Source organism: Pseudomonas sp. WS 5051 (assembly GCF_012985715.1).
GTDB lineage: Bacteria > Pseudomonadota > Gammaproteobacteria > Pseudomonadales > Pseudomonadaceae > Aquipseudomonas > Aquipseudomonas bubulae.
The window spans coordinates 40,388-64,450 of record NZ_JAAQWV010000010.1; the positions used below are offsets into that span (position 1 = coordinate 40,388).

The window sequence follows — 24,063 nt, forward strand, 5'->3', positions numbered from 1 at the left end:
TGTGCACCCAGCCTGGGCCAGCTACGCAGGATGCGGAGCATGACCTATTTTGGTGCACAGCGGCAGTCTTAAAATTGCAGTTATTTCAAGCTGCCCGACAGAAACTGCTGCAACCGCTCGCACTGCGGGTTAACCAGCACTTCACGCGGGTCACCGCTTTCTTCGACAATACCTTTATGCAGAAACACCAACTGGTTCGACACTTCACGGGCAAAACCCATTTCGTGGGTCACCACCACCATGGTGCGGCCTTCCTGGGCCAGATCCTGCATCACCTTGAGCACATCACCCACCAGCTCAGGGTCAAGGGCCGAGGTCGGCTCGTCAAACAGCATGACCTCAGGCTCCATCGCCAGCGCACGGGCAATTGCCACACGCTGCTGCTCGCCACCGGACATATGCCCCGGGTAAGCATCCTTGCGGTGCGACACGCCTACTTTCTGCAGGTAATGCTCAGCCTTGTCACGGGCTTCGGCCTTGGACATGCCCAGTACATGCACCGGCGCTTCCATGATGTTTTCCAGCGCGGTCATGTGCGACCACAGGTTGAAATGCTGGAACACCATCGACAGGCGCGAGCGCATGCGCTGCAACTGCTTGGGATCGGCGGCCTTGAGCGCGCCGTCCTTGTTGGCAATCAGCTTGAGCTCTTCACCATTGAGCAGGATCTTGCCTGCATGGGGTTGCTCGAGCAGGTTGATGCAACGCAAAAAGGTACTTTTGCCGGAGCCACTGGAACCGATGATGCTGATCACATCACCTGCCTTGGCGGCCAGCGAAACGCCTTTGAGCACTTCATGACTGCCATAGCGTTTATGCAGGTCTTGGACTTCAAGTTTGTACATGCTGTCGGTTCTCACAAAAACAGTCAGTCGTTGAGCAAGCGCCCGTGACGCAAAGGCTTGCGCCCCGCCACTTTAGCCAGCCAGAAACCGGGTTGGGCATAGCGCAGTCGCTCAACGGCAAATAACACACCGGCGGTGCCCGCGCATACCGTACTGACCCGGTCAGATAAAGGATCAATCACTTCAAACAGCGGCTCGCCGGGCTCAACCCAGGCGCCCACCGGACGTAAAAAACTCACCACACCGGGGTGCGGTGCAAACAACAACTCAGTGCCTTCAAATGGCATGCCTTCACATGCCTCATGCTGCGCTGCAGGCCAGTCACCTGTGATCAGGCCCTGTTCGGCCAGAAACGCCAGAATGCCCTCGGCATAAGCCTCGGCCTGCGGGCGGCCGGTGTCCGCCTGCCCGCCCAGCTCCAGGGTGGTCGACATGCAGGCCAAAGGGATCTGCGCATCGGCAAACTGGCGCTGCAAACGCAGCCAGGGCACTGAGCAGGCTTCATCGAAGGAGCTGCCACCCGAGTCTTCAGCCAACAGCCCAACCCGCACACCCAGATGCGCAGCCAGCGAACGCCACTGCGGCCAATGCTGGGGCAAGGCGTACAGATGCAGTGCGGCATCGGTCTCGCAGTGCAGATCCAGGACAATGTCTGCATCACAGGCATGACTCAACAAAACACGCTGCATACCTTGCAACTGACTGACCGGATCTGGCAACTCGGACAATATATCAAGCATTGTCTGACGGATCAGTCGGGTGTTGGCGTGAGGATCATCCCCCAGGCGACCTGCCAGCCTCTGCGCTACCGGCTCACTCAACTCGACGAAATCGCGGTTGAAGTTTTTGCCGCTGCCAAACTCGAAACGTCCCTGATGACTGCCTTGCAGCAACTGGCCGAGCCCCAGGGGGTTGGCCACGGGCACCAGTTCGATCACGCCATTCAAAGCACCCCGGGCTTCAAGTTCGCTCAGGCGCTTTTTCAGTTCCCAGGCACAACGCATGCCCGGCAGTTCGTCTGCATGCAGGCTGGCCTGGATATAGGCTTTGCGCTCACCTTCACCGAAACGGAACACCGTCAAGTGACGCTCGGAACCCAGGCTGCTCCAGGGCAGCAGGTGATCGATACGCTCCATGACTCAGGCCTTGCGCGGGGCCATATAGCCCAGCCAGCGGCGCTCGGCCAGTTTGAACAGGCGCACCAGAATGAAGGTCAGGCACAGGTAGAAAGCACCGGCCGTGATGTAGGCCTCAAACGGCAGGTAGTACTGGGCATTGACGGTACGCGCAGCGCCCGTAATGTCGATCAGGGTCACGATGGAGGCCAGACTGGTGGTCTGCAACATCATGATCACTTCATTGCTGTATTGCGGCAGAGCCCGGCGCATGGCCGACGGCAGCAAAATGCGGCGATACATCTTGGAGCGGGACATGCCCATTGCCTTGGCCGCTTCAATCTCACCATTGGGCGTGGCCCGCAGGCTGCCGGCTATGATTTCGGCGGTATAGGCACTGGTATTGATGGCAAACGCCAGGCAGGCACAGAAGGTGGCACTGGACAACAGCGGCCACATAAAGCTGTCACGAATCACTTCGAACTGGGCCAGCCCGTAGTAGATCAAGAACAGCTGCACCAGCATCGGCGTGCCGCGAATCACGTAGGTGAACAGCCAGGCCGGAAAGTTGACCCAGGCCTGCTTGGAGACCCGCATCAACCCCAGCGGCACGGCTGCCAGCAGGCCGAAAAACAGCGAAATACCCAGCAGTTTCACGGTTTCCAGCATGCCGCTCAAGTACAGCGGCATGCTGGCCCAGATGACGTTGTAGTCAAAGATCATAGATCAGCCGCCCTTACGCCTACCGAGTAGCGCTTCTCAAGTTGTCGCAATGCCAGCAGCGAAACACTGGTCAGTACCAGGTACATCGCCGCAACGGCCAGGAAGAAGGTGAACGGCTCGCGGGTGGCATCAGCCGCCTGCTTGGCCTTGAACATCATGTCTTGCAGGCCCACCACCGAAATCAGTGCAGTCGCCTTGGTCAACACCAGCCAGTTATTGGTAAAGCCAGGGATCGCCAGGCGAATCATCTGTGGCACCAATACCCGGAAAAACACCTGAAACGGGCTCATGCCATAAGCCATGCCGGCTTCAGCCTGCCCCTTGGGAATGGCCATGAAGGCCCCACGAAAGGTCTCGGACAGGTAGGCACCAAAAATGAAGCCCAGGGTGCCGATACCGGCCGCCAACGGATTCAAGTCAATGTAATCGTCGTAGCCCAGCATCGGCGCAACGCGATTGAGCAGGTCCTGACCGCCGTAGAAAATCAGCAAAATCAGCACAAGGTCGGGAATCCCGCGGATTACCGTTGAATACAGATCGCCCATCCAAGCCAGCCAACGTACCGGCGACAAGCGCAACGAAACACCGATCAGACCTAGAACAATGGCCAGGGCCATGGACGACAAGGCGAGCTGAAGCGTCAGCCAAGCGCCATCGAGGATGACAGCCCCGTAGCCTTTCAACATGATTCCGGCCCTCTAAAAAATAGCTCGAAAATGGGGGAATAAAAAATGGCGCAAACTTCAGAGATTCTGTCGCTTGCGCCATTTCGGACGTACTGCTGCGATGTATTACTGACCGTAAATATCGAAGTTGAAGTACTTGTCCTGGATTTGCTTGTACTTGCCGTTTTCACGCAGAGCCGTGATAGCAGCGTTGATCTTGTCTTTCAGGGCGTCGCCCTTGCGTACGGCGATACCCACGCCATCACCAAAGTACTTGACGTCGGTGAATGCCGGGCCTGCGAATGCGTAGCCTTTGCCAGCCGGGGTCTTCAGGAAACCGTCTTCCAGCAGGGTGGCGTCTGCAACGGTGCCGTCGAGACGACCCGCTTCCACGTCCAGGTAGATTTCGTTCTGCGAGCCGTAAGGAACGACAACGGCACCTTTAGGCGCCAGAACTTCCTTGGCGAAACGGTCGTGAATCGAGCCGCGCTGTACGCCGATTTTCTTGCCTTTGAGTTCATCAAGGCTGTCGCTGACCACAGTACCTTCCTTCATCACCAGGCGCGCTGGCGTCAGGTAGTACTTGTTGGTGAAATCAACGGACTTCTTGCGGTCTTCGGTGATGGACATCGAGGACAGGATTGCGTCGATTTTGCGCACTTTAAGTGCCGGGATCAGGCCATCGAATTCTTGCTCGACCCACACGCACTTGACCTGCATCTGCTCGCACAGTGCATTACCGATGTCGTAGTCAAAACCCACGATACTGCCATCCGGGGCTTTGGAAGCGAACGGAGGGTAAGCCGCTTCAATACCAATTTTCAGAGGTTTGTCAGCAGCAAAAGCCTGCAGGGACAGCACGGACAGTGCCAGGGCGCCAAGAAGCACGAGTTTCTTCATCTTAGGACTCCATCGGTAAAGGCAATAAAAGCAGAGTGAGCCTGAGCCCAATATGCGGAGGTTAAACCGGGAATGCGGCGCCACGTCCTACTGGCGTTGCACTGTGACCAGCACAACAACGACGAGCGGGTGATCGGCATTCTAACGACAGGCTTCAAGCCGTTATTTCTTCAATGCGACAACTAGTTACAGATGCACCGAAAAAAGCGACTCCAGGCATTGACAGCTCTTCATGTTTATGCAAGAGCAAAAGACATAGAACCTATGTGAGTTGCAAATAGCGGGCCTATTATTCGCAAAGCCTTCTATTCCGGCAAGTGCAGCGTTTCATCTTATTTATTCAGGAGCCGAAAAGGGCTCTAAAACGGTGCTTTGAGTATCAGAAGGCCCCGCTAACGGGCAACCGGTTACATCTGCGGTAACACATAGTCGGCTCCCACAGGATCTGCAGTTGCCCAATAAAAAGCCCCGCCAGGTTATGCCGGACGGGGCTTGGTGACCTTCAGGCCGTGTTAGGCGACCTTCATGCCTTTATGGGTATCGATCAAGTGCTGCACCACACCCGGGTCAGCCAGAGTAGAAATATCACCCAGACCGTCGTATTCGCCGGTAGCTATCTTGCGAAGGATACGACGCATGATTTTGCCCGAACGGGTTTTCGGCAGGCCGGGCGCCCACTGGATGACATCCGGCGAAGCGATCGGACCGATCTCTTTGCGCACCCAGTTTTTCAATTCAAGGCGCAACGCCTCACTTGGCTCTTCGCCACCATTGAGGGTGACATAGACATAAATCCCCTGCCCTTTGATGTCATGGGGCACGCCAACCACTGCAGCCTCTGCCACTTTAGGGTGGGCCACCATTGCGCTTTCGATTTCAGCAGTCCCCATCCGGTGGCCGGACACGTTGAGCACGTCATCTACACGACCGGTGATCCAGTAGTAACCGTCTTCGTCACGACGCGCGCCGTCGCCGGTGAAGTACATGCCACGGAAGGTCTTGAAGTAGGTATCGACGAACCGGTCGTGATCGCCATACAAGGTGCGCGCCTGTCCAGGCCAGGAGTCCAGAATCACCAGGTTACCTTCAGCGGCCCCTTCTATAAGGTTGCCAAGGTTATCCACCAGCCCCGGCACCACACCAAAGAACGGACGCGCTGCAGAGCCTGGCTTGAGTGCATGCGCCCCAGGCAGCGGGCTCATCATGCAAGCGCCGGTTTCGGTCTGCCACCAGGTATCCACAATCGGGCAACGCTCTTTGCCGACCGTAGTGTAGTACCAGTTCCAGGCCTCAGGGTTGATCGGCTCACCCACCGAACCCAGCAAGCGCAAGCTGGAGCCATCGGCATCCTTAACCGCCGCCTGACCTTCGGCCATCATCGCGCGAATGGCTGTAGGCGCGGTGTAGAGAATATTGACCTTGTGCTTGTCGACAATTTTCGAAACGCGGGTAATGTCCGGGTAGTTCGGCACACCTTCGAACAGCACGGTGGTTGCGCCGTTGGCCAATGGCCCGTAGACGATATACGTGTGACCGGTCACCCAGCCGACGTCCGCCGTGCACCAGTACACCTCGCCCGGGCGGTAGTCGAACACGCGTTCGTGGGTCAACGCCGCATAGAGCAGATAGCCACCCGTGGTGTGCTGCACACCTTTGGGCTTGCCGGTAGAGCCGGAGGTATAAAGGATAAACAAGGCTTCTTCTGCGCCCATTTCTTTCGGGGCGCAGTGAGTCGAGGCCACGGCCATCAGGTCGTGGTACCAGATATCACGATGCTTGTACCAGGCGATGTCCCCGCCGGTACGCTTGAACACGATGATCTTCTGAACGCTGGAGGTATCCGGGTTGGTCAGTGCCACATCGACATTGGCCTTGAGCGCGGTACGCTTGCCGCCACGCAGGCCTTCGTCAGCGGTGATCACTACCTTGGATTTGCAGTCGATGATCCGGCCGGCCAGCGCCTCTGGCGAGAACCCACCAAATACAACCGAGTGGATTGCACCGATCCGGGTACACGCCAGCATGGCGACCACAGCCTCAGGCACCATCGGCATATAGATGGTGACTACGTCACCCCGGTGCACATCCTGACCGCGCAAGGCGTTGGCCAGCTTGCACACCTCTTCGTGCAGCTCACGGTAGGTAATGTTGCGCTGCTCGGAAGGATCATCCCCTTCCCAAATGATGGCCACTTGATCGCCGCGCTCGGCAAGGTGACGGTCCAGGCAGTTGTAGGAAACGTTGAGAGTGCCGTCCGCGAACCATTTGATATCGACATGATGATCGTCGAAAGAGGTCTGTTTGACGGTGGTAAAAGGCTTGATCCAGTCGAGGCGCTTTGCTTGTTCGCGCCAGAAGCCATCCGGGTTGACGACGGACTGCTGGTACATCGCCTTGTAGGTCGCCTCGTCAGTCAGCGTATTGGCAGCGACTTCAGGGCGTACGGGATACAGGGAAGCGGCACTCATGTTTCATACCTCAATGCTTGTAGTTGTTGTTTTATGACCCTGTTTTAGCCGGGCCAGGCCGTGAGATCCATTCGACGTTGGTAGTAAGAAACACGCAGAAAAGTCATGGTTTTTCTGCGCAAGGCTCAAGCACAGTACTTACAGCGATTTCCTGCTCGTCACGCGCCTTGTAAACGTCAGAAATGAGCTCTGTTTTCGACGATTGTTGCAGAAACTGTCAACAGTCTTTATCAAAACTCCCTCTATATGCCCGCACGGCACAGGCCTAAAATTCATCTCGCCAACCAAGGCACCGCGATTAACCCAAGTTACAGCCCCCACGAAGGCAAGTTAAGTCGCTCTTCAATACTCAGTTTCACGCACAGCCTCACAAGGGCTGTGTGACCCCACTCGACCTAAAACAGGTAACTCTGAAATGAAAGCGTTGTTAGTTCTGGCCCTGAGCAGTGTGTGTCTGACCGCCATGGCTGAGGAAGTGAACACACAAGCTGCGCACCCGCAACCTGCCGTCGAACAGTATTCCTACTCATCCGAACTGGACATCGCCAAAGTGATTTCCATGAGCGAAATCCCCAGCGTTTGCGAAGTTGTGCCGGCCCAGATGGTCTACGAAGACTCGCAGGGCAAGCAGCACACTCTTGAATACCGTGTCATGGGCAACGGCTGCTCCAACGGCTGATTAATAACCTGCGATTTATTCCAGCGTTAATCAACTCACTTATTCACGCGAACCAACGCGGTGTTTAATTGCAACTTTCAACCTGGCTTATATAACTTTGAAACGTTGCCCGCCGCGCATGTATCGCCCGGGAATTATCTAATGAAACGTTCTTTGATAGTGGCTTTCAGTTTGTCTGTTCTGGCCAGTTCAGCTTTTGCCGCTGACGGTTATGACCGTACCCACGCCGCCACTTTTACTGAAGATGGCTACAACAGCACCCGCTCGGCCAATTTTGCCGAAGACGGCTATGACAGCACCCGCTCGGCCAGCTTTGCCGAAGACGGCTATGACAGCACCCGCTCGGCCAGCTTTGCTGAAGACGGCTATGACCGTACCAACGGCCATCGTCTCAGCTAACACCGCTTCGACCTGACGCCCGGTAGCTGCCGGGCGTGGTCTGCCTTGCAACAAATCTCCCTTCCCTCCCGCTCATGCCACAGGTCATTTGGTCGCCCAGACCCATGACAAAAAAACTTCTGCCCCGGCAAACCCTCGCCCAGCCGCAGCCTTGCTTAAGCCCTGGACAAATTTAGGGCGTTTCGTCGCATCTCCAGCAAAAAAACTGGCTGAAATACCTTGTGCAAAAGCCTTATACTGCGGCCATCAAAAAGGCTTGGCATATCCCCTTCGCGGGCTAAAAAACCACGCTGCTACGGCCTCAAGGCCCAGGGCAAGTGCAGGCACGACCTCCTTCCCTGAACGACAGCGGTACAAGCCAACGTACACATTCATGTTTTTGCGTGAGCACAACGCTACTGCAAGCAACATTTCTTAGATCCAAGTGGCCTATGGCCGCGTAAAAACCAAACCATAAGTGTTTTCACGCAGCTATCAGGCCCTCACGCAGGAGACGACACGTCATGCTGAGCTGGGACGAATTCGACAAAGAAGACGAAGGCGAAGTCGCTGTTAAAGGCGCCAACGCAGGCCACGCAACCGAAGCCAACATGGACCGCCTCGACGCCGCTGGCGGCGTAGCTGCCCAGGAAGCCCGCGCAGTCACGGCTACCGACTCGGCCGCGATCATTCGTGCCAAAGCCGCGCTGGACAACCTCGACATTGCTGAAGGTCTGGCCGAACTCGAAGGCGCTTCCGCCCGTGTAGCGGTTGACGAAAAAATGATGATCAACTGCCGCGCCGACCTGAACCAGCTCGTACCGTTCAAATACGACTGGGCGTGGCAGAAATACCTGGACGGCTGCGCAAACCACTGGATGCCGCAAGAAGTCAACATGACCGCCGACATCGCCCTCTGGAAAAACCCGGAAGGCCTGACCGACGACGAGCGCCGCATCGTGATGCGCAACCTGGGCTTCTTCTCGACTGCCGACTCCCTGGTAGCCAACAACCTGGTACTGGCCGTATACCGCCTGATCACCAACCCGGAGTGCCGCCAGTACATCCTGCGCCAGGCTTTCGAAGAGGCGATCCATACCCACGCCTACCAGTACTGCATCGAATCGCTGGCCATGGATGAAGGCGAGATCTTCAACATGTACCACGAGATCCCGTCGGTTGCTAAAAAAGCTACCTGGGGCCTGAAATACACCCGTTCGATCTCTGATCCGAAGTTCGAAACCGGTACTGTCGAAACCGACAAAGAGCTGCTGCGCAACCTGATCGCCTACTACTGCGTTCTGGAAGGCATCTTCTTCTACTGCGGCTTTACGCAGATCCTGTCGATGGGTCGTCGCAACAAAATGACCGGGGTTGCCGAGCAGTTCCAGTACATCCTGCGCGACGAATCCATGCACCTGAACTTCGGCATCGACGTGATCAACCAGATCAAAATCGAAAACCCGCACTTGTGGGACGCTGAAATGAAGGAAGAAGCTTCGCAGATGATTCTGCAAGGCACCCAGCTGGAAATCGAATACGCACGTGACACCATGCCACGCGGCGTATTGGGCATGAACGCAGCGATGATGGAAGACTACCTCAAGTTCATCGCCAACCGCCGCCTGTCGCAAATCGGCCTGAAAGAAGAATACCCGGGCACGACTAACCCGTTCCCATGGATGAGCGAAATCATGGATTTGAAGAAAGAGAAAAACTTCTTCGAAACACGGGTCATCGAATACCAAACCGGCGGTGCATTGAGCTGGGATTGATACACCGGGTTGGTTAAAGCCACACCGGGTAAATAAAAAGGGCCAACCATGTTGGCCCTTTTTATTGGCATCGAAATTTTCAATTACCCTTTATTAAACTCAAAAAGCCGGAATCCGCCTGCCATAGTGCGGCGAGTTTCGTGTGAGACTTCCCAGCAGCTTCCAGATTTCTCAGCTCCTCAACGGCTACAGCCCACCAAAGAGGCTTACACGCCTCAAGATAGGGTAATTGGCTACCCGCCTTACCCAGCAGATAGAGTTTGGCAATTTTTCGAGAGGTACTGCATTGCCCCCTCAATTTCCACCTCAGCTGTAAACGATGACGCAGCGAGACCCTGGGAAGACGGTCAGGAACGGCAAATGATGCTTGCGGCAAACCCTCACGATAGCCCTCATCCTGCTTATTAAAAAAAGCCCGGTACATTGCATGGTGATAGTGCTTCACCGAGAAGTAATGATTAATGCAGTCATTGGCCGCAATCACTTTTCGACCATGCAGCATAAACGATATAGCAATTTGCTCAATCGTAAGAAGTGTTGCTCCATGATGAGCCCATTGATCAATCAAACTAATTACACCTTCAAAAATATGACCGTTGGTTTTGGTCATCCCGCAAACCCCGCTATTGAACAGCTTCAACCACGGTGCGGGGGCTTTATTTTCAGCGTCGAGCTGTGTAACCAGTTTACGAAACCCCAGGCGCCGGGAAGCATCTGCCCAACTCAACTCAAACTTATCCATCAAAAAATGACTATCAGAGACCCGTTTAAACAATTGGGCCGGGTCTTTGAAAAAAACCGTATCGGTATCAACGAAAATGGTTTTGCCAGACAGCGCAACGCCCGCCTGGATAGCGCAAGCCTTACGCCGGTGATAATAACCGCCTGCCCCTTGCCAGGCGTCCAGCACCTCAACGCTCAGAGGCAACACGCTCACAGGCCAGCCATCAAATGCCTCAGGCTGATCAGTCATCAGTGTGATCGTAAAGTCAGCCGGATCTTTTCTGTAGCGCAACGCCGACAAAATACTGAATTTTGCTTCAAGCCGATAAACTTCTTTGCCGCCATACAGCAAATACAGGAGTTGATTGATACTGTTGGTGGGCTCACCTATGGCTTCCATCATCTTTTTTATACCGTTCTTGCAGATAAGGGTAAACGTTTAAACAGTCATCATCCGACCACTGAAAAACTGTTTAAAAGTTCTCTTTTACATTAACCGCACACACCCAGCGACAGAGAAAACCCCAGATACCTTTTGCAACTGACTTATTGCTGATTTTCGCCGCAAGGCTCCCACCCTGAATACAACGTGGGTGTCTTCGTAGAAGGTGATGACTGCTTCAACAGATACAAGTGTGCAAACTTTATGGGCATTATATTTTGATAGCGTCAATGTGCAGGCTAAGCACTGGGACATCCCTGATATGGGAACCAGTCTTAAGCTTATTTAAAATAAAAGAGTTAGGATTTTTCTGATTTCAACGAAGAAAGCTCTGCTAACCGTGTCCCCGCGATGACGTGAGCAACATGGCCGTTTTCCGCGAAAAAATTACACACACCCCACTATCGAAATTTTCGACCCATGCTCTTCGCGCAAAAGCTCATAAAAATGCAGCCAGACAACAGATTTCGCCCCTCGGCACTTATCAAAAAATGAGTTTGTTCCGGCACCAAGATAGCTGTATAAAAACACAGTACATTTTCAAGCACTGACTCAGCCCTGGAGAAACCCATGCCTCATTCAGCCACGCGCAGTACGTTTGAACGTATCGTCATCAATCAATTTACCCCGCTGCACTGCTCGCAGGCCCGCGAAATGCTGGGCTGGAATCGCGAGTACCTGAGTGAGCAGTCCGGGGTTTCAGTCTCGGCCATTGAACGCTTCGAGGCACAAGCCCCCGTTCGCGACGTAACCCGGCTGGCCCTGGCCTATAGCCTTGAGGCGCAGGGCCTGGTGTTCTTTCCCGGCTTTACCCCCGGTCGCGGGGGAAATGTTCGCGGCACAACACCAGATCCGATGGGGCGCGAAGATTTTGCTCTGATCGAGTGAAATACGGCCCTATTGCCCTGGGGTTTCTACCTCAAGCCACCAGGCACGGCCCCGGTGAGGGGTTAGCAGATTGAAAGCCTCACCCATTTGTGGCGTTGTAATCAGCACTTTGCGTTGCTCTGCCAACGCCACAATGCGCTCAAACGGCTCGAACCAGGCATGAAAAGCCAGATCAAAGGTGCCGTTGTGAATAGGTAACAACCAACGCCCGTTGAGGTCGTTGTGCGCTTGCAGGCTGTGTTCGGGCTGCATATGCACATCGGGCCAGTCGGTGTTGTAGGCACCTGTCTCCATCAGGGTCAGATCAAATGGCCCAAACTGCTCGCCGATCAGCTTGAAACCGTCGAAGTAACCTGAGTCTCCACTGAAGAAGATTCGCACGTCATCAATGATCATGACCCAGGATGCCCAAAGCGTCTGGTTATGATCAAACAGGCCGCGGCCTGAAAAGTGCTGGGAAGGAGTCGCGATAAAGCGGATACCTGCAAGTTGGGTGCCCTGCCACCAATCCAGTTGCTGAACCTTGCTGGCTGGTACTCCCCATTTGACCAGCAAGTCGCCCACACCCAGCGGCGCCAAAAACTGCTGTGTTTTGGCGGCCAGTTGCAATACGGTTTTTTGGTCCAGGTGATCGTAATGATTGTGGGAAAGAATCACTGCTTCCAGTGGCGGGAGCTCATCAAGGCTGATGGGCGGCGCATGGAAGCGCTTGGGGCCAGCCCACTGGAACGGCGATGCACGCTCAGCATAGACCGGGTCGGTCAACCAGTACTTTCCCTTGAGCTTGAGCAGCAGAGTCGAGTGACCCAACCGGTACACACTGAAATCCGCAGCCTCGTCCAATTGCTCACGGGTCAGCGGTTTGACCGGGATCACACCTGCAGGGCGAGTGCTCGCAGGCTTTTGGAATATCATTCTCCAAAAAATGCCCAAGGTTTTGCCGATACTGGAAGGCGGCTTGACGCCAGCATTTTGAAATGCACCTTTATGACGCTCAGCGGGCTTAGGCCCCTCTGCACTGCTTGAGTCGAGTGCCATGGCTTGAAGGCTCCAGTCAAAAGTGATTAATACTCTGTTTACAGGCCTGTTAGAGGATGATCGACATTCTACTGGCATCCTTCTGCGCCGCAGCTTGCCCTCGACTTATTAAGCTAATCTAGTCCCCATAACTGTTTCAGAATTTTCGGAACAGATGGGGTGTATTCTCGACAAGGCTGACCGACCAGCCAACAATCGATAATGCAGTACCCGGCAGTTGCCAGAAACTCCGCCCGCACATCTTGCGCAGATAGACATGGACAATAAAAGAGGCAAAGGGTTGTCGTTCGCCAAGCGTATTTATGCGCCGCGAGTGATTGGCTCAGGGTTTGGCAGTATCGGGCTAATGGCCGCCCTCTACCCCCTCGACAGATCCATATGGGTTTGGCCACTACTGCTGCTAAACGCGTTCGTATGGCCTCACCTGGCCTATCAATTGTCATCGCGTGCAGCCTATCCCTACCGGGCTGAACGTCGAAATATTTTGATTGATTCCATGTGCGGAGGGTTTTGGGCGGCGGCTATCGAGTTCAATCCGCTGCCTACGGTGATCATCGTGTCGATGATGACCATGCACAACGTGGCTGCCGGAGGGCCAAAACTGCTGGTTCGCGGAGCGCTGGCGCAGCTGGCAGGCGCCCTGGTTGCGTTGCTGCTGTTCGGCTTTGCGTTTACACCCCATACCACCAGCCTGCAGGTCTATGCCTGCGTACCCGTGCTGATTCTTTACCCTTTTGCTGTAGGCATGGTCAGCTATGGTCTGGCAATCACCCTGGCCGAGCATAAACGCACCCTCAGTACCCTCAGCCGCACCGATAGCCTGACCGGGCTGCTTAATCACGGCTCATGGAAAGACCTGCTGCAACTCAGTTTCCAGCAAAGTCTGGAGCGCAATTCTCCGGCGACTCTGGCGCTGATTGATATCGATCACTTCAAACAGATCAACGACACCTACGGGCATATTGTCGGCGACAGTGTATTGCGCCAGCTCAGCAAGGAGCTCAAGGACAATTTGCGTACTGAAGACCTTGCAGGCCGCTACGGCGGTGATGAATTCTGCGTCATCCTGCCCAATCGCACCCTGGACCAGGCCCGGGAAATCATGGAACGGCTGCGCCACGTGATTGACAACTATCAACACGCCGACGAGCCCGGCCTGTGCGTTAGCCTGAGTATCGGGCTTGCCACTTGCCGCCCCGAACTCCTCCAGGCCAGCACGTGGCTGAACGAGGCAGACAAAGCGCTGTATATCGCAAAGAATACAGGGCGCAACAAAATCAGTGTTGGCGCAGCAGACACCCTTGCTGAATCACAGCTGAGCAATGATCCGGTATAGAAACAGGGCCCGGGCAGCGCTATTCAACTGATGCAGCGACGCAAGGCCGAAATCTCGGGCACATCCTGGCGCTGCATATACACCCTCAAGGGCTCGGTGATGTTCAGGCGGTCATCGATATTCTGATCCAGCAACAACTGAATCAACTCGCGCTTGAGAGTCATGGTGCCAGCACCATCGGCCTGCCAGACAAATTCGCTGGTGGGCGTGATGTTGTCGTCGGCGACATCCATTCCAAATGAATCTTCACTGAAACGGACAATGTGCTGGCCTGTCTTACGATTGAAACCAACAAAGCCGCTAAGTAGGTCGGCGGCCTGACAGATGAGTTGCGAAGTGATACGCATGGTAAACCTCACTGATGAGCCTGAAAGGCTCCGGGACGGTGGTTTACACGCAAGTTCGATTGCCTGCCCCTCTGCCGGGGACGTTGATGTGGCCAAGAATACTGCACATCTTCACGAAAAACCGCTAAAAAACACCCTCTGTTTTTCTGATTGAAAGGAACTCAACCAATGCCTGACACTTTTGGCAAAAACGCCCTGCTGCTGAGCCTGCTCCTGGGCTTGGGTGGCGTACAGAATGCTGGCGCATCCAATGCGACCGAGGCGGCACTGGCCAACGCTCATGGCATACCGCGCCCGGCGGTGATCGCCCATCGCGGTGCGTCCTTCGATGCTCCGGAATCAACCGCTGCCGCCTACACCCTTGCCAGGGATCTGGGGGCTGACTATCTGGAAATGGACCTGCAACGCAGCAAGGACGGCGTTCTGTTTGCGCTGCATGACAACAGCCTGTTGCGCACCACTGACGTCGCCAAAAAGTTTCCGCAACGCAAGGACAGCCCGGCCAGCGCCTTTACCCTGGCCGAGCTTAAAACCCTGGATGCCGGCAGTTGGTTCAACCAGGCTTATCCGGATCGCGCGCGCCCGTCCTATGTCGGGCTGCCGATCCTGACCCTGGACGAAATTATCGATATCGCCCAGGGCAATCCACAGTACAAACCGGGCCTCTACATCGAAACCAAAGAGCCCAGGCAGTTCCCGGGCCTTGAACACGATCTGAAAAACAAGTTGAGCGAACGCGGCTGGCTTGAGCCCGTTGCCTCGGCAGAGGCGGAAGGCAAACCACTGGTCGGCCAGGGCAAAGGCCGGGTCATGTTGCAAACCTTCGACAAAAACAGCCTTGAGCTGCTGCAAAAAGAAATGCCCGACACGCCGAAGATCCTGCTGTTATGGGTAGGTGAAGGCGGCATGAAGCCCAACACCTCAGTCAGTTTCGCCGACTCCGGCGAAAAGGATAAAGCCGCGTACTACGCCAAACAGCAACCCAAGGACAAAGCCGAGTTCATCCAGTGGCTCGACTTTGCCAAGGCCAACGGTGCCATCGGTACAGGCCCTTCGGCAGCCTTGACCCACGGGGGTGACCAGAGCTACTTCGACCTGATCCAGCCCTGGATGAACAGCGCCGCCCATGACCGGGGCATGCTGGTACATGTTTACACCCTCGATGCCCCCGTTGACTTCAAAAAGGCAATGGACGCAGGTGTCGACGGCATCTTCACCAACCGCGCCAGCGAGTTGCTCACGTATTACCAGCGCCCGGTGCCACAAAGCGTCAATCAGTTGCTGGAGAAAAATGGCTTTTAAACCTGCAAGGGGCGAAAATTAAGGGTGAGTTAAGTTGCGCCGGTTAATCTGATCCCACTTGAACAGATCAACCCAAAGGGACTCAACATGAAAAAACTTAATCTGGTATTTGCAACTGTTGCCCTGGCTCTGACTGCCGGTATTGCTCAGGCCGATGTACGCCCGGACCATATCCCGGGCCTGATCAAATCGGGTGAAATCACCTCGTTTGAAAAGTTGAATCAAGCAGCACTGGACAAACACCCTGGCGCGACCATTCTCGATACCGAGCTTGATCACTCCTACGGCAAGCTGGTGTATGAAGTTGAATTGCGCGATACCAAAGGCATCAAATGGGACGTAGATCTCGACGCAAAAACCGGCGAAGTGCTGCAAGACAAACAAGACACCTGAGTTGATTTGAATAAAAGGCTGCGCCACTCTTCATGGGTGGCGCGGCCTTTTTATTTAGCGCTTGCTTAGGAATAAGTGCCGCGCTCAAGTGTTCTGGCTAGAATCATCTTTTTGAGCTCGAGCTTTTACCATGACGCACGGCACGGCTGACGATATCGCGACAATTAACCGGATCAGTGCCGTACCTGCAATGTTGCAGGTGATTACGGAAATGACCGGTATGCGCTTTGCTGCCGTTGCCCGTGTCACCCAGACCACCTGGACCGCCTGCGCGGTACTCGACAAGCTGGGTTTCGGTTTGCAGTCCGGTGGCGAGCTGGACCTGGTCAGCACCCTGTGCTTTGAAAGCATGAACTCGCACCTGCCGATCATCATTGATAAAGCCAGCGCCGATCCGCTGTACCAACACCATCACACGCCGCGGATTTATCGCTTCGAAAGCTACATCACGATTCCGGTATGGCGCACTGACGGTAGTTTTTTCGGCACCCTGTGCGCACTCGACCCCGAGCCTGCAAGCCTCAGGAACAGTACGATCCAGTCCACAATGGAGTCATTCGCACGCCTGCTGTCGCTGCAAATTGACGCCGAAGAAAACCTGCAACGTACAGAAACCGCGTTGGAGCAGGAGCGTGAAACCGCAGAGCTGCGCGAGCAATTTATCGCTGTTATAGGCCATGACCTGCGCAACCCGTTATTCGCCATCACCACAGCCGCAGAGCGCTTGCTACGGGTGCACCCAGACCCCTCCACCGATGTCCTGGTCAAGCATATCCTGAGCTGCGGCAACCGTGCCTCGCAGCTGGTTGAGGACGTTATGGACTTTGCCCGCGGACGGCTCGGTAGCGGCATCCCGCTGACGCTGCGCGAGTGCCCCGATCTCGACCAGGTCTTCATCCATGTCATCTCGGAACTGCAAAACGTTCATGCACAACGTTCCATCCGCTCAGACATAGGGCCACTTGAGGGCATCCGCTGTGACAGCGGCCGCCTGGCCCAACTGCTCTCCAACCTGTTGACCAATGCCATCACCCATGGCTGCCCCGACGGGCCCGTTGACATCTCAGCCCTGGTACTCAATGGGGTATTCACCCTGAGGATCTGCAACCAGGGCGAGCCCATCCCGGCCGAACAACTGCCGCATTTGTTCAAACCCTACTCACGCCCGGCCACCGACACTCCCCAGGCCGGACTTGGCCTTGGGCTGTATATTGCCAGCCAGATCGCCCTGTCCCATGGCGGCCATATGGAAGTCGCCTCGGACCAAGACCAAGGCACAGTCTTCACCTTCAGCATGACGCTGCCCTGAAGCGCTAACATCAGCACATGGTATGTGGAATGACATCTTTCTACCGCCCGGCTGCGCCGCTGGCCATATGCTGTATCGGGGCTAAGGTAGTCGCTGCAGACGTTTAAATTGCAGTTTCGCCATGTTCGAAAGGAGTCGTTCATGCACACCCAAACTGAGCTGATAAAGGGCTCCACCAGCCGCACGAAAAAACTGGCAGCGCTGCTTTTCAGCCTGTTCAGCTATCTGTCGTTTCTACTGACGTTTGTTTACCTCATTGGCTTTCTAGGTAATGTCGTCGTCCCGAAAAGTATCGATTCGGGATCTGGCCTGGCATGGCCCTGGGCGCTTGTGGTCGATGTGCTGCTGATCACCGTATTTGCCCTGCAACACAGCATCATGGCGCGCAAAAGCTTCAAGCGCAGGTGGTGTCATGTCATACCGCCAGTTATTGAACGGGCCACTTATGTCCTGGCCTCCAGTGCGGTGCTGGCGCTTATATGCTGGCTGTGGCAGCCGATCGATATCAGTGTCTGGAGTGTACAGTCGCCCTTGTTTGCGGGGTTACTTGTCACGCTGTACTGGTTCGGATGGGGGTTGGTGCTGCTGGCCTCTTTCATGATCAGCCACTTCGAATTGTTTGGCGTCAAACAGCCCTTTGACACCCTGCGCCAACCAAAACCCGTAAACAACGCATTCAGAACCCCCGCGCTCTACAAGCTCGTGCGTCACCCGTTGTATCTGGGATTCCTGATCGCTTTCTGGGTAACGCCCGAGATGAGTGTCGGGCACCTGGTGTTTGCACTGACAAGCACCCTTTACATTCTGATCGGCACCCAACTGGAAGAGAAAGATCTGGTTGAGCTGTTTGGGGACAAGTACCGGGTTTATCAAAAAAACGTCGGCATGTTGCTGCCCTCTCTACGCCGCAAGTCCGGCACCGGGCGCTGACCCACGAATAAATCTGTATTTAGAACCGTGATGGGTAGAAACTGACGCGCTGTTCAGCGGCTACTGACACTGCCTGTCAGATGCCTCCTATTGCGCCTCGACAGAAACCCGACATGAACACCCGCCTATGCGCTTATGAAGACCTGACACCCCGCCAGCGCGAGCAACTGCGCGAGATAGAAGTTCGCCCTGAGCAGATTGCCTTTTGCGGCACCATCGAGTCTGCCCTGCACTCGTTGCCGGTCCAGCCGCAGGCGGGCATCAAAGGGCTGGTGCTGCTCAACGACGAGTTGCCAGTGGCATTTTTGCTTCTCAAGCGCGAGCCGCTTCTGGCCCACTGGGCTGAGCCGGGCTGCGCCACCTTGCACGCACTACAGGTCGACAGCCGTGCTCAGGGCCAGGGATTGGGCAAGGCCTGTTTGCGCGAGCTGGCCAGGGCCATTGAACAGATATGGCCCGAGATTCGCCAATTGATGCTCTCGGTCAGCCCGTTCAATACCAGCGCCATGGCTTTTTATCTGAGCCAGGGCTGGGTCGAGCAAGGCGAGGCCTATCGTGGTGAGCGACGGTTGGTGCTGTCGCTGGCCCCCATGCCGCCCCTGCAGTTGCAGGCAAGCTAAGCAGGCTTTTTGATCGGCAGCCAGATTTCCAGCAGCCCCGTACCGGTGTCCGCATTGAAGTCTGCGCTGTAGCGCTCGAACTCGGGCGCATCAGCGGCTTGGTAGCCCGAATTTGGCAACCAGTCTTTCCAGATCGCCTGAAAGGTCTGACCAAGCGTGTCCAATGCCCCGTGATGCTCAAAGACCGCGTAAGACTGCTCCTGCAGTTCAATCCAGCGATACCGCTCAGGCAGATCATCAAGCTTGCTGATAGCCACGCCAGCAATGTATTCAAAGCCACCCTCGCCATCAGGATTACAACAAACACCGTAGGTTTCCTCGCCAATTTGGCTTGGTACCTTGCCGATTTCCGGGATGAATTTTTCCCATAACAGCGGGATTCGATCAACGCTCTCCTCAGTGAAACGGCCACCCAAACCCGCGATCAATTGAAACTGGCCTTTGGCAAATCGCGGCGCTGACAGCTCGAACTTTTTTAGTTGGTCCATGGGGCATGCTCGATGGAGGAAGTAGGAAACCTAGCATCTGAGTATAGGAACAAAACCACATACAGGTCGGATCAGCGAAAAATAGACGCTGACAGCACCTAGACAAAAGGCCATCAGCGCCCGTATTGTTTCGTCCAGACCACCGCAGTGGTCAACGTCGCTCGGACGGTTCCGGGCGCTTACGTATCAGAGGCACACATGGCAGACCAAGGTTCGCCGCGACGTTTTGCGCGCATAGATCGACTCCCCCCCTACGTTTTCAATATCACTGCCGAGCTGAAGATGGCCGCCCGTCGTCGTGGCGAAGACATCATCGACTTCAGCATGGGTAACCCTGACGGCCCGACACCTCCCCACATCGTCGAAAAACTCTGCACCGTCGCGCAGCGTGAAGACACTCACGGCTACTCGACTTCGCGGGGAATTCCACGCCTGCGCCGGGCCATTTCGCGCTGGTATGCCGACCGTTATAACGTTGAGATCGATCCCGAGCACGAAGCCATTGTCACCATCGGCTCCAAGGAAGGCCTGGCGCACTTGATGCTTGCCACCCTGGATCAGGGCGACACCGTGCTGGTGCCCAACCCCAGCTACCCGATTCATATCTACGGTGCCGTGATTGCCGGTGCCCAGGTGCGTTCGGTACCGCTGATCCCCGGCGTGGACTTTTTTGCCGAGCTGGAAAAAGCTATCCGCGGCTCCATCCCCAAACCGAAAATGATGATCCTGGGCTTCCCGTCCAACCCGACGGCGCAGTGTGTCGAACTGGATTTCTTCGAGCGCGTGGTGGCCCTGGCCAAGCAATATGATGTGCTGGTTGTGCACGATCTGGCCTACGCCGATATCGTCTATGACGGCTGGAAAGCGCCTTCGATCATGCAAGTACCGGGCGCCAAGGACATCGCCGTGGAGTTCTTCACACTGTCCAAAAGCTACAACATGGCAGGCTGGCGTATCGGTTTTATGGTGGGCAATCCTGAGCTGGTCAATGCTCTGGCGCGAATCAAGAGTTACCACGACTACGGCACCTTTACCCCGCTGCAAGTGGCGGCAATTGCTGCACTTGAGGGTGACCAGCAATGTGTGAAGGATATTGCCGAACAGTATCGTCAGCGCCGTAACGTGATCGTCAAAGGGCTGCACGAACTGGGCTGGATGGTCGAAAACCCGAAAGCTTCGATGTATATCTGGGCCAAGATTCCCGAACACTACGCCCACCTGGGCTCACTGGAATTCGCCAAGAAGCTGCTGGCAGATGCCAAGGTCTGTGTTTCACCGGGGGTAGGCTTTGGGGAATACGGTGACGACCATGTGCGCTTTGCCCTGATTGAAAATCAGGATCGCATTCGTCAGGCGCTGCGTGGAATTCGCGCTATGTTCCGCGCTGATGGCTTTAACGCTGGCTAAAACGACTGTGGGAGCTGGTAAACCAGCTCCCACAGGTTTATTGGTGCTTTAAACCACCAACGACAGCAGCAGAATAAAGATCAAACCTACAACCGAGAGGATGGTTTCCATCGCGGTCCAGGTCTTGAAGGTTTCAGCCACGGTCATATTGAAGTACTGCTTCACCAGCCAGAAACCTGCGTCGTTGACGTGAGACAGGATCAACGAGCCTGCGCCGGTTGCCAATACCAGCAGCTCACGGTTCACACCCGGAATCATGTCCACCACCGGCAACACAATCCCCGCCCCGGTAATGGTCGCTACGGTCGCAGAACCCGTCGCGATACGAATCACTGCAGCCACCAGCCAGGCCAGCAAAATCGGCGAGATTTGCGCGTTTACCGCCATATGGCCGATCACGTCACCCACACCGCTGGCTACCAGCATCTGCTTGAAACCGCCGCCCGCACCAATGATCAGAATGATCGCTGCGGTAGGAGCCAGGCTCGCGTCCAGCAGCTTGAGGATGCGTTTGGAGTCGATACCCTGGCGGGCGCCAAAGGTGTACAGCGCCAGCAGCAATGCCAGCAACAGCGCACTGATCGGGTGGCCGATCATGTCCATCCACACACGGAAGAAGTTGCCATCGGGCAGCGCCACGTCGGCGAACGTCTTGAGCAGCATCAGGAATACCGGCAACAGCACGGTGATCAGGGTGATGGAAAAACTCGGCAAGGTGCTGGATTCCGGCTCACTGGCCAGTTGATCCATGAGGTCCTGGGATGCATGGCCCGGGATGTACTTGGCGATAAACGTACCGTAAATCGGTCCGGCAATGATCGCGGTAGGCAGAGCAACAATCAGGCCGTACAGAATGGTCTTGCCGATGTCGGCACCAAACACGCCAATGGCCAGCAGCGGGCCCGGGTGCGGCGGTACCAGCCCGTGAACAGCCGACAAGCCGGCGAGCAGCGGGATACCGATCTTGATGATCGACACGCCAGTACGTCGCGCAACGATAAACACCAGCGGAATCAGCAGTACAAAGCCGATTTCGAAGAACAATGGAATACCGACCAGAAAGGCGGCAAACATCATTGCCCACTGCACCTTGTCCTTGCCGAAGGCACGGATCAAGGTACGGGCGATCTGGTCAGCACCACCGGAGTCGGCCATCATTTTGCCAAGCATGGTGCCCAGCGCCAGGATGATCCCGACAAAGCCCAACACGCCGCCAAAACCATCCTGGAACGACTTGATGATCAGGTTGGCAGGCATGCCGGCCGTCAGCCCCAGAAACGCAGAGGCGATGATCAAGGCAATAAAGGGGTGCAGTTTGAATCGGGTGATCAGTACGATCAGGCCGATAATGGTCACCACTGCATCAAGCAGCAGAAACGTATTATGGGACATGCCTAGCATGGGGCGTCTCCTGCCTTTTTGTTGTTATCAAGTACGGGGGTGCCGCTACAGCCGAGGCAGATAGCGCTATCTGTTTGAAACAACATCATGAAGTTGCCATTACCGTCTGCTCGCACCACCAGTCTCGGGCGGCGCTTGCTAATTGCTTAACGTTCATCTGGGCTGCATTCAGAGTCAGCACCAAGGATTCATTGGTCGGTGATTCAAGCGCAGCGAACTGGCTGTCGATCAGGGTCTTGGGCATAAAGTGCCCCGGACGATCGGCCACCCGGGCAGCCGCCACCTCAGGGGTCAGCTCCAGAAATACAAAACCCAGACCATCTACCGCACTGCGTAAACGCTCGCGATAACGCAGCTTGAGTGCCGAACAGGTCAGCACCGGGCGCTGACCACTGGCAACCGCACGACGCAATTCGTCGCACAGGCTGTCAAGCCAGCCGGCACGGTCTTCATCGGTCAGGGGAATACCGGCACTCATCTTGGCAATGTTGGCCGCCGGGTGAAACGCATCGCCTTCAATCGGGGTCGCGCCATTGAGCTGGCACAATGCCTGGCTAACGCTGGATTTGCCGCAGCCGGCAACACCCATGATGACCAGAGCAGTGATAGGTTGACTCATGAAACACCTCAGTCCGTAGACAGCGCTGTCTTTGTTCATGCGTTCAATACTTGAAAGCAAAGCACAAAGCTTAGGCTACCGACGTCTATTTCTCATTTTTATGGGGAGACGCGGAGACGCTCTCGACATACAAAGCTGGGGTAACTGATTTACACGCAATCAGGCAATTGCGGGTCCGCCAGGACAGCGCTACCTTAGTGACTTGTTTTTTGTTTGGCAAGCCGCCCTGATGACCACCTCCAAAAACGATAAAAACACCCGGACCACGGGTCGCCCCACCCTTAACGAAGTTGCCCGCCTTGCGGGGGTCAGCCCCATCACCGCCTCGCGAGCCCTGCGCGGTATCAGCAGCGTTGCCACGGAGCTGGCCGAAAAGGTCCGTGTTGCTGCCGACGAGCTGAACTATGTGGTCAATCCCGCCGCCCGCGCGCTAGCTTCGGCGCAGAGTCATTCTGTCGTGGTGCTGGTACCTTCGCTGTCCAACCTGCTTTTTATAGACACCCTCGAAGCCATCCATGACGTGTTGCGCCCCCGTGGCTTTGAAGTATTGATCGGCAACTTCCACTATTCCCGTGACGAAGAAGAAAATTTGCTGCGCAACTATATGGCCTACCAACCCCGAGGCCTGCTGCTGACCGGTTTTGATCGTTCGGAAAGCTCACGGCGGATGATCGAGACCAGCAATGTACCCTGCGTGTACATGATGGAGCTGGATGCCGCCGAGGGCTTGAACTGCGTCGGCTTTTCACAGCTGCAGGCCGGTGAAACAGCTGCCCGGCACTTGATCTCCCGTGGCCGCAGACATCTGGCCTATATCGGCGCCCAGCTCGATCAACGCACGTTGCTGCGCGGTGAGGGTTATCGCCGCACTTTGCAGGAAGCCGGACTGTACAACCCTGATCTTGAAGTACTGACGCCACGTCCGTCTTCGGTTGGCCTGGGGGGCGAATTGTTCCTGCAATTGCTCGCCAGCCATCCACAAGTGGATGCGATCTTTTTCGGCAACGACGACCTGGCCCAGGGCGCCTTGCTTGAGGCTGCACGCATCGGCATCAAAATCCCGGAGCAAATCGCCGTACTGGGCTTTAACGACCTCCCGTCTTCAGAGTTTATGGTGCCTCGCCTGAGCAGTATTCGTACGCCCCGGGAAGCCATTGGCCGTCGCGCAGCCGAGCAGATGCTGACACTGATGGCAGGCAATAAAGTTGCCAACCCTGTTCAGGACATGGGCTTTGAACTCATGGTGCGTGAAAGCAGTTAAAGCCCCTCACC

Annotated in this window: 24 protein-coding genes; 12 read left to right on the forward strand and 12 right to left on the reverse strand. The window is 55.7% G+C overall.

The window, feature by feature from the left end; all coding sequences use genetic code 11:
- Positions 1-80: 80 nt before the first annotated feature.
- From HBN79_RS16625 to acs, 6 genes are all read right to left on the reverse strand, one after another.
- Positions 81-845 (reverse strand): ATP-binding cassette domain-containing protein, encoded by a 765-nt coding sequence (locus HBN79_RS16625; protein WP_095003237.1) that lies wholly within the window; start codon positions 843-845, stop codon positions 81-83.
- A gap of 23 nt (positions 846-868) precedes the next feature.
- Entirely contained in the window at positions 869-1,981 is a 1,113-nt protein-coding gene (locus HBN79_RS16630) for a succinylglutamate desuccinylase/aspartoacylase family protein (RefSeq protein ID WP_095003238.1), read from the reverse strand.
- 3 nt (positions 1,982-1,984) lie between these two features.
- A complete protein-coding gene (locus HBN79_RS16635) occupies positions 1,985-2,683 on the reverse strand; it encodes an ABC transporter permease (protein WP_095003239.1) in 699 nt (232 codons plus the stop codon).
- Entirely contained in the window at positions 2,680-3,369 is a 690-nt protein-coding gene (locus HBN79_RS16640) for an ABC transporter permease (RefSeq protein ID WP_095003240.1), read from the reverse strand. Before HBN79_RS16640 ends, HBN79_RS16635 begins: the two co-directional genes overlap by 4 nt.
- Positions 3,370-3,474: 105 nt before the next feature.
- Positions 3,475-4,248, reverse strand: a complete 774-nt coding sequence (locus HBN79_RS16645; RefSeq protein ID WP_095003241.1) for an ABC transporter substrate-binding protein — start codon at positions 4,246-4,248, stop codon at positions 3,475-3,477.
- A gap of 512 nt (positions 4,249-4,760) precedes the next feature.
- Positions 4,761-6,716 carry an acetate--CoA ligase gene (gene acs / locus HBN79_RS16650; protein WP_086798394.1) on the reverse strand — a complete coding sequence of 652 codons (1,956 nt, stop codon included), beginning with the start codon at positions 6,714-6,716 and terminating at the stop codon, positions 4,761-4,763.
- 415 nt (positions 6,717-7,131) lie between these two features.
- Here acs and HBN79_RS16655 point away from each other — a divergent pair, with 415 nt between their 5' ends.
- The 3 genes from HBN79_RS16655 to HBN79_RS16665 all read left to right on the forward strand — a co-directional run bounded on the left by HBN79_RS16655 (position 7,132) and on the right by HBN79_RS16665 (position 9,548).
- Entirely contained in the window at positions 7,132-7,395 is a 264-nt protein-coding gene (locus tag HBN79_RS16655) for a DUF2790 domain-containing protein (protein ID WP_095003243.1), read from the forward strand.
- Positions 7,396-7,536: 141 nt separating this feature from the next.
- Positions 7,537-7,794: a heme utilization protein gene (locus HBN79_RS16660; RefSeq protein WP_095019707.1), complete on the forward strand. Its 258-nt coding sequence runs from the start codon at positions 7,537-7,539 to the stop codon at positions 7,792-7,794.
- Positions 7,795-8,297: 503 nt separating this feature from the next.
- Positions 8,298-9,548: a ribonucleotide-diphosphate reductase subunit beta gene (locus HBN79_RS16665; protein ID WP_016782118.1), complete on the forward strand. Its 1,251-nt coding sequence runs from the start codon at positions 8,298-8,300 to the stop codon at positions 9,546-9,548.
- A gap of 79 nt (positions 9,549-9,627) precedes the next feature.
- Here HBN79_RS16665 and HBN79_RS16670 read toward each other — a convergent pair whose 3' ends face one another.
- On the reverse strand, positions 9,628-10,674 hold the full coding sequence (locus HBN79_RS16670; RefSeq protein ID WP_169916911.1) for a hypothetical protein: 1,047 nt from the start codon (positions 10,672-10,674) through the stop codon (positions 9,628-9,630).
- Between the two features lie 609 nt (positions 10,675-11,283).
- Between HBN79_RS16670 and HBN79_RS16675 the strand changes: the two genes are divergently transcribed.
- Positions 11,284-11,601, forward strand: a complete 318-nt coding sequence (locus HBN79_RS16675) for a helix-turn-helix transcriptional regulator (protein WP_095027181.1) — start codon at positions 11,284-11,286, stop codon at positions 11,599-11,601.
- A gap of 9 nt (positions 11,602-11,610) precedes the next feature.
- Here the strand turns inward: HBN79_RS16675 and HBN79_RS16680 are convergent, their stop codons facing one another.
- Entirely contained in the window at positions 11,611-12,639 is a 1,029-nt protein-coding gene (locus HBN79_RS16680; protein ID WP_169916912.1) for an MBL fold metallo-hydrolase, read from the reverse strand.
- 256 nt (positions 12,640-12,895) lie between these two features.
- Between HBN79_RS16680 and HBN79_RS16685 the strand changes: the two genes are divergently transcribed.
- Complete coding sequence (locus HBN79_RS16685; protein WP_169916913.1) at positions 12,896-13,975, forward strand: diguanylate cyclase; 1,080 nt, start codon at positions 12,896-12,898, stop codon at positions 13,973-13,975.
- A gap of 23 nt (positions 13,976-13,998) precedes the next feature.
- On the opposite strand, the gene HBN79_RS16690 is transcribed toward HBN79_RS16685, so the two are convergent.
- On the reverse strand, positions 13,999-14,322 hold the full coding sequence (locus HBN79_RS16690; protein ID WP_095003249.1) for a DUF2025 family protein: 324 nt from the start codon (positions 14,320-14,322) through the stop codon (positions 13,999-14,001).
- Positions 14,323-14,490: 168 nt separating this feature from the next.
- Here HBN79_RS16690 and HBN79_RS16695 point away from each other — a divergent pair, with 168 nt between their 5' ends.
- From HBN79_RS16695 to HBN79_RS16715, 5 genes are all read left to right on the forward strand, one after another.
- Positions 14,491-15,624 carry a glycerophosphodiester phosphodiesterase gene (locus HBN79_RS16695; RefSeq protein WP_095027183.1) on the forward strand — a complete coding sequence of 378 codons (1,134 nt, stop codon included), beginning with the start codon at positions 14,491-14,493 and terminating at the stop codon, positions 15,622-15,624.
- Between the two features lie 87 nt (positions 15,625-15,711).
- On the forward strand, positions 15,712-16,017 hold the full coding sequence (locus HBN79_RS16700; protein WP_095003251.1) for a PepSY domain-containing protein: 306 nt from the start codon (positions 15,712-15,714) through the stop codon (positions 16,015-16,017).
- Positions 16,018-16,147: 130 nt separating this feature from the next.
- Entirely contained in the window at positions 16,148-17,326 is a 1,179-nt protein-coding gene (locus HBN79_RS16705; RefSeq protein ID WP_169916914.1) for a GAF domain-containing sensor histidine kinase, read from the forward strand.
- A 141-nt stretch (positions 17,327-17,467) separates the two neighbouring features.
- Entirely contained in the window at positions 17,468-18,256 is a 789-nt protein-coding gene (gene mddA, locus HBN79_RS16710; protein ID WP_169916949.1) for a methanethiol S-methyltransferase, read from the forward strand.
- A gap of 113 nt (positions 18,257-18,369) precedes the next feature.
- A complete protein-coding gene (locus HBN79_RS16715; protein WP_153327079.1) occupies positions 18,370-18,876 on the forward strand; it encodes a GNAT family N-acetyltransferase in 507 nt (168 codons plus the stop codon).
- Here the strand turns inward: HBN79_RS16715 and HBN79_RS16720 are convergent.
- A complete protein-coding gene (locus HBN79_RS16720; RefSeq protein WP_095003255.1) occupies positions 18,873-19,364 on the reverse strand; it encodes a GyrI-like domain-containing protein in 492 nt (163 codons plus the stop codon). The genes HBN79_RS16715 and HBN79_RS16720 overlap by 4 nt on opposite strands.
- A gap of 198 nt (positions 19,365-19,562) precedes the next feature.
- Between HBN79_RS16720 and alaC the strand changes: the two genes are divergently transcribed.
- Entirely contained in the window at positions 19,563-20,771 is a 1,209-nt protein-coding gene (gene alaC / locus HBN79_RS16725) for an alanine transaminase (protein WP_095003256.1), read from the forward strand.
- A gap of 48 nt (positions 20,772-20,819) precedes the next feature.
- Here alaC and HBN79_RS16730 read toward each other — a convergent pair whose 3' ends face one another.
- On the reverse strand, positions 20,820-22,172 hold the full coding sequence (locus tag HBN79_RS16730) for a GntP family permease (protein WP_095003257.1): 1,353 nt from the start codon (positions 22,170-22,172) through the stop codon (positions 20,820-20,822).
- An 85-nt stretch (positions 22,173-22,257) separates the two neighbouring features.
- Positions 22,258-22,791 carry a gluconokinase, GntK/IdnK-type gene (locus HBN79_RS16735; RefSeq protein ID WP_095003258.1) on the reverse strand — a complete coding sequence of 178 codons (534 nt, stop codon included), beginning with the start codon at positions 22,789-22,791 and terminating at the stop codon, positions 22,258-22,260.
- Positions 22,792-23,020: 229 nt separating this feature from the next.
- Between HBN79_RS16735 and HBN79_RS16740 the strand changes: the two genes are divergently transcribed.
- Positions 23,021-24,052 carry a LacI family DNA-binding transcriptional regulator gene (locus HBN79_RS16740; protein WP_095003278.1) on the forward strand — a complete coding sequence of 344 codons (1,032 nt, stop codon included), beginning with the start codon at positions 23,021-23,023 and terminating at the stop codon, positions 24,050-24,052.
- The last annotated feature ends 11 nt before the right edge of the window (positions 24,053-24,063 follow it).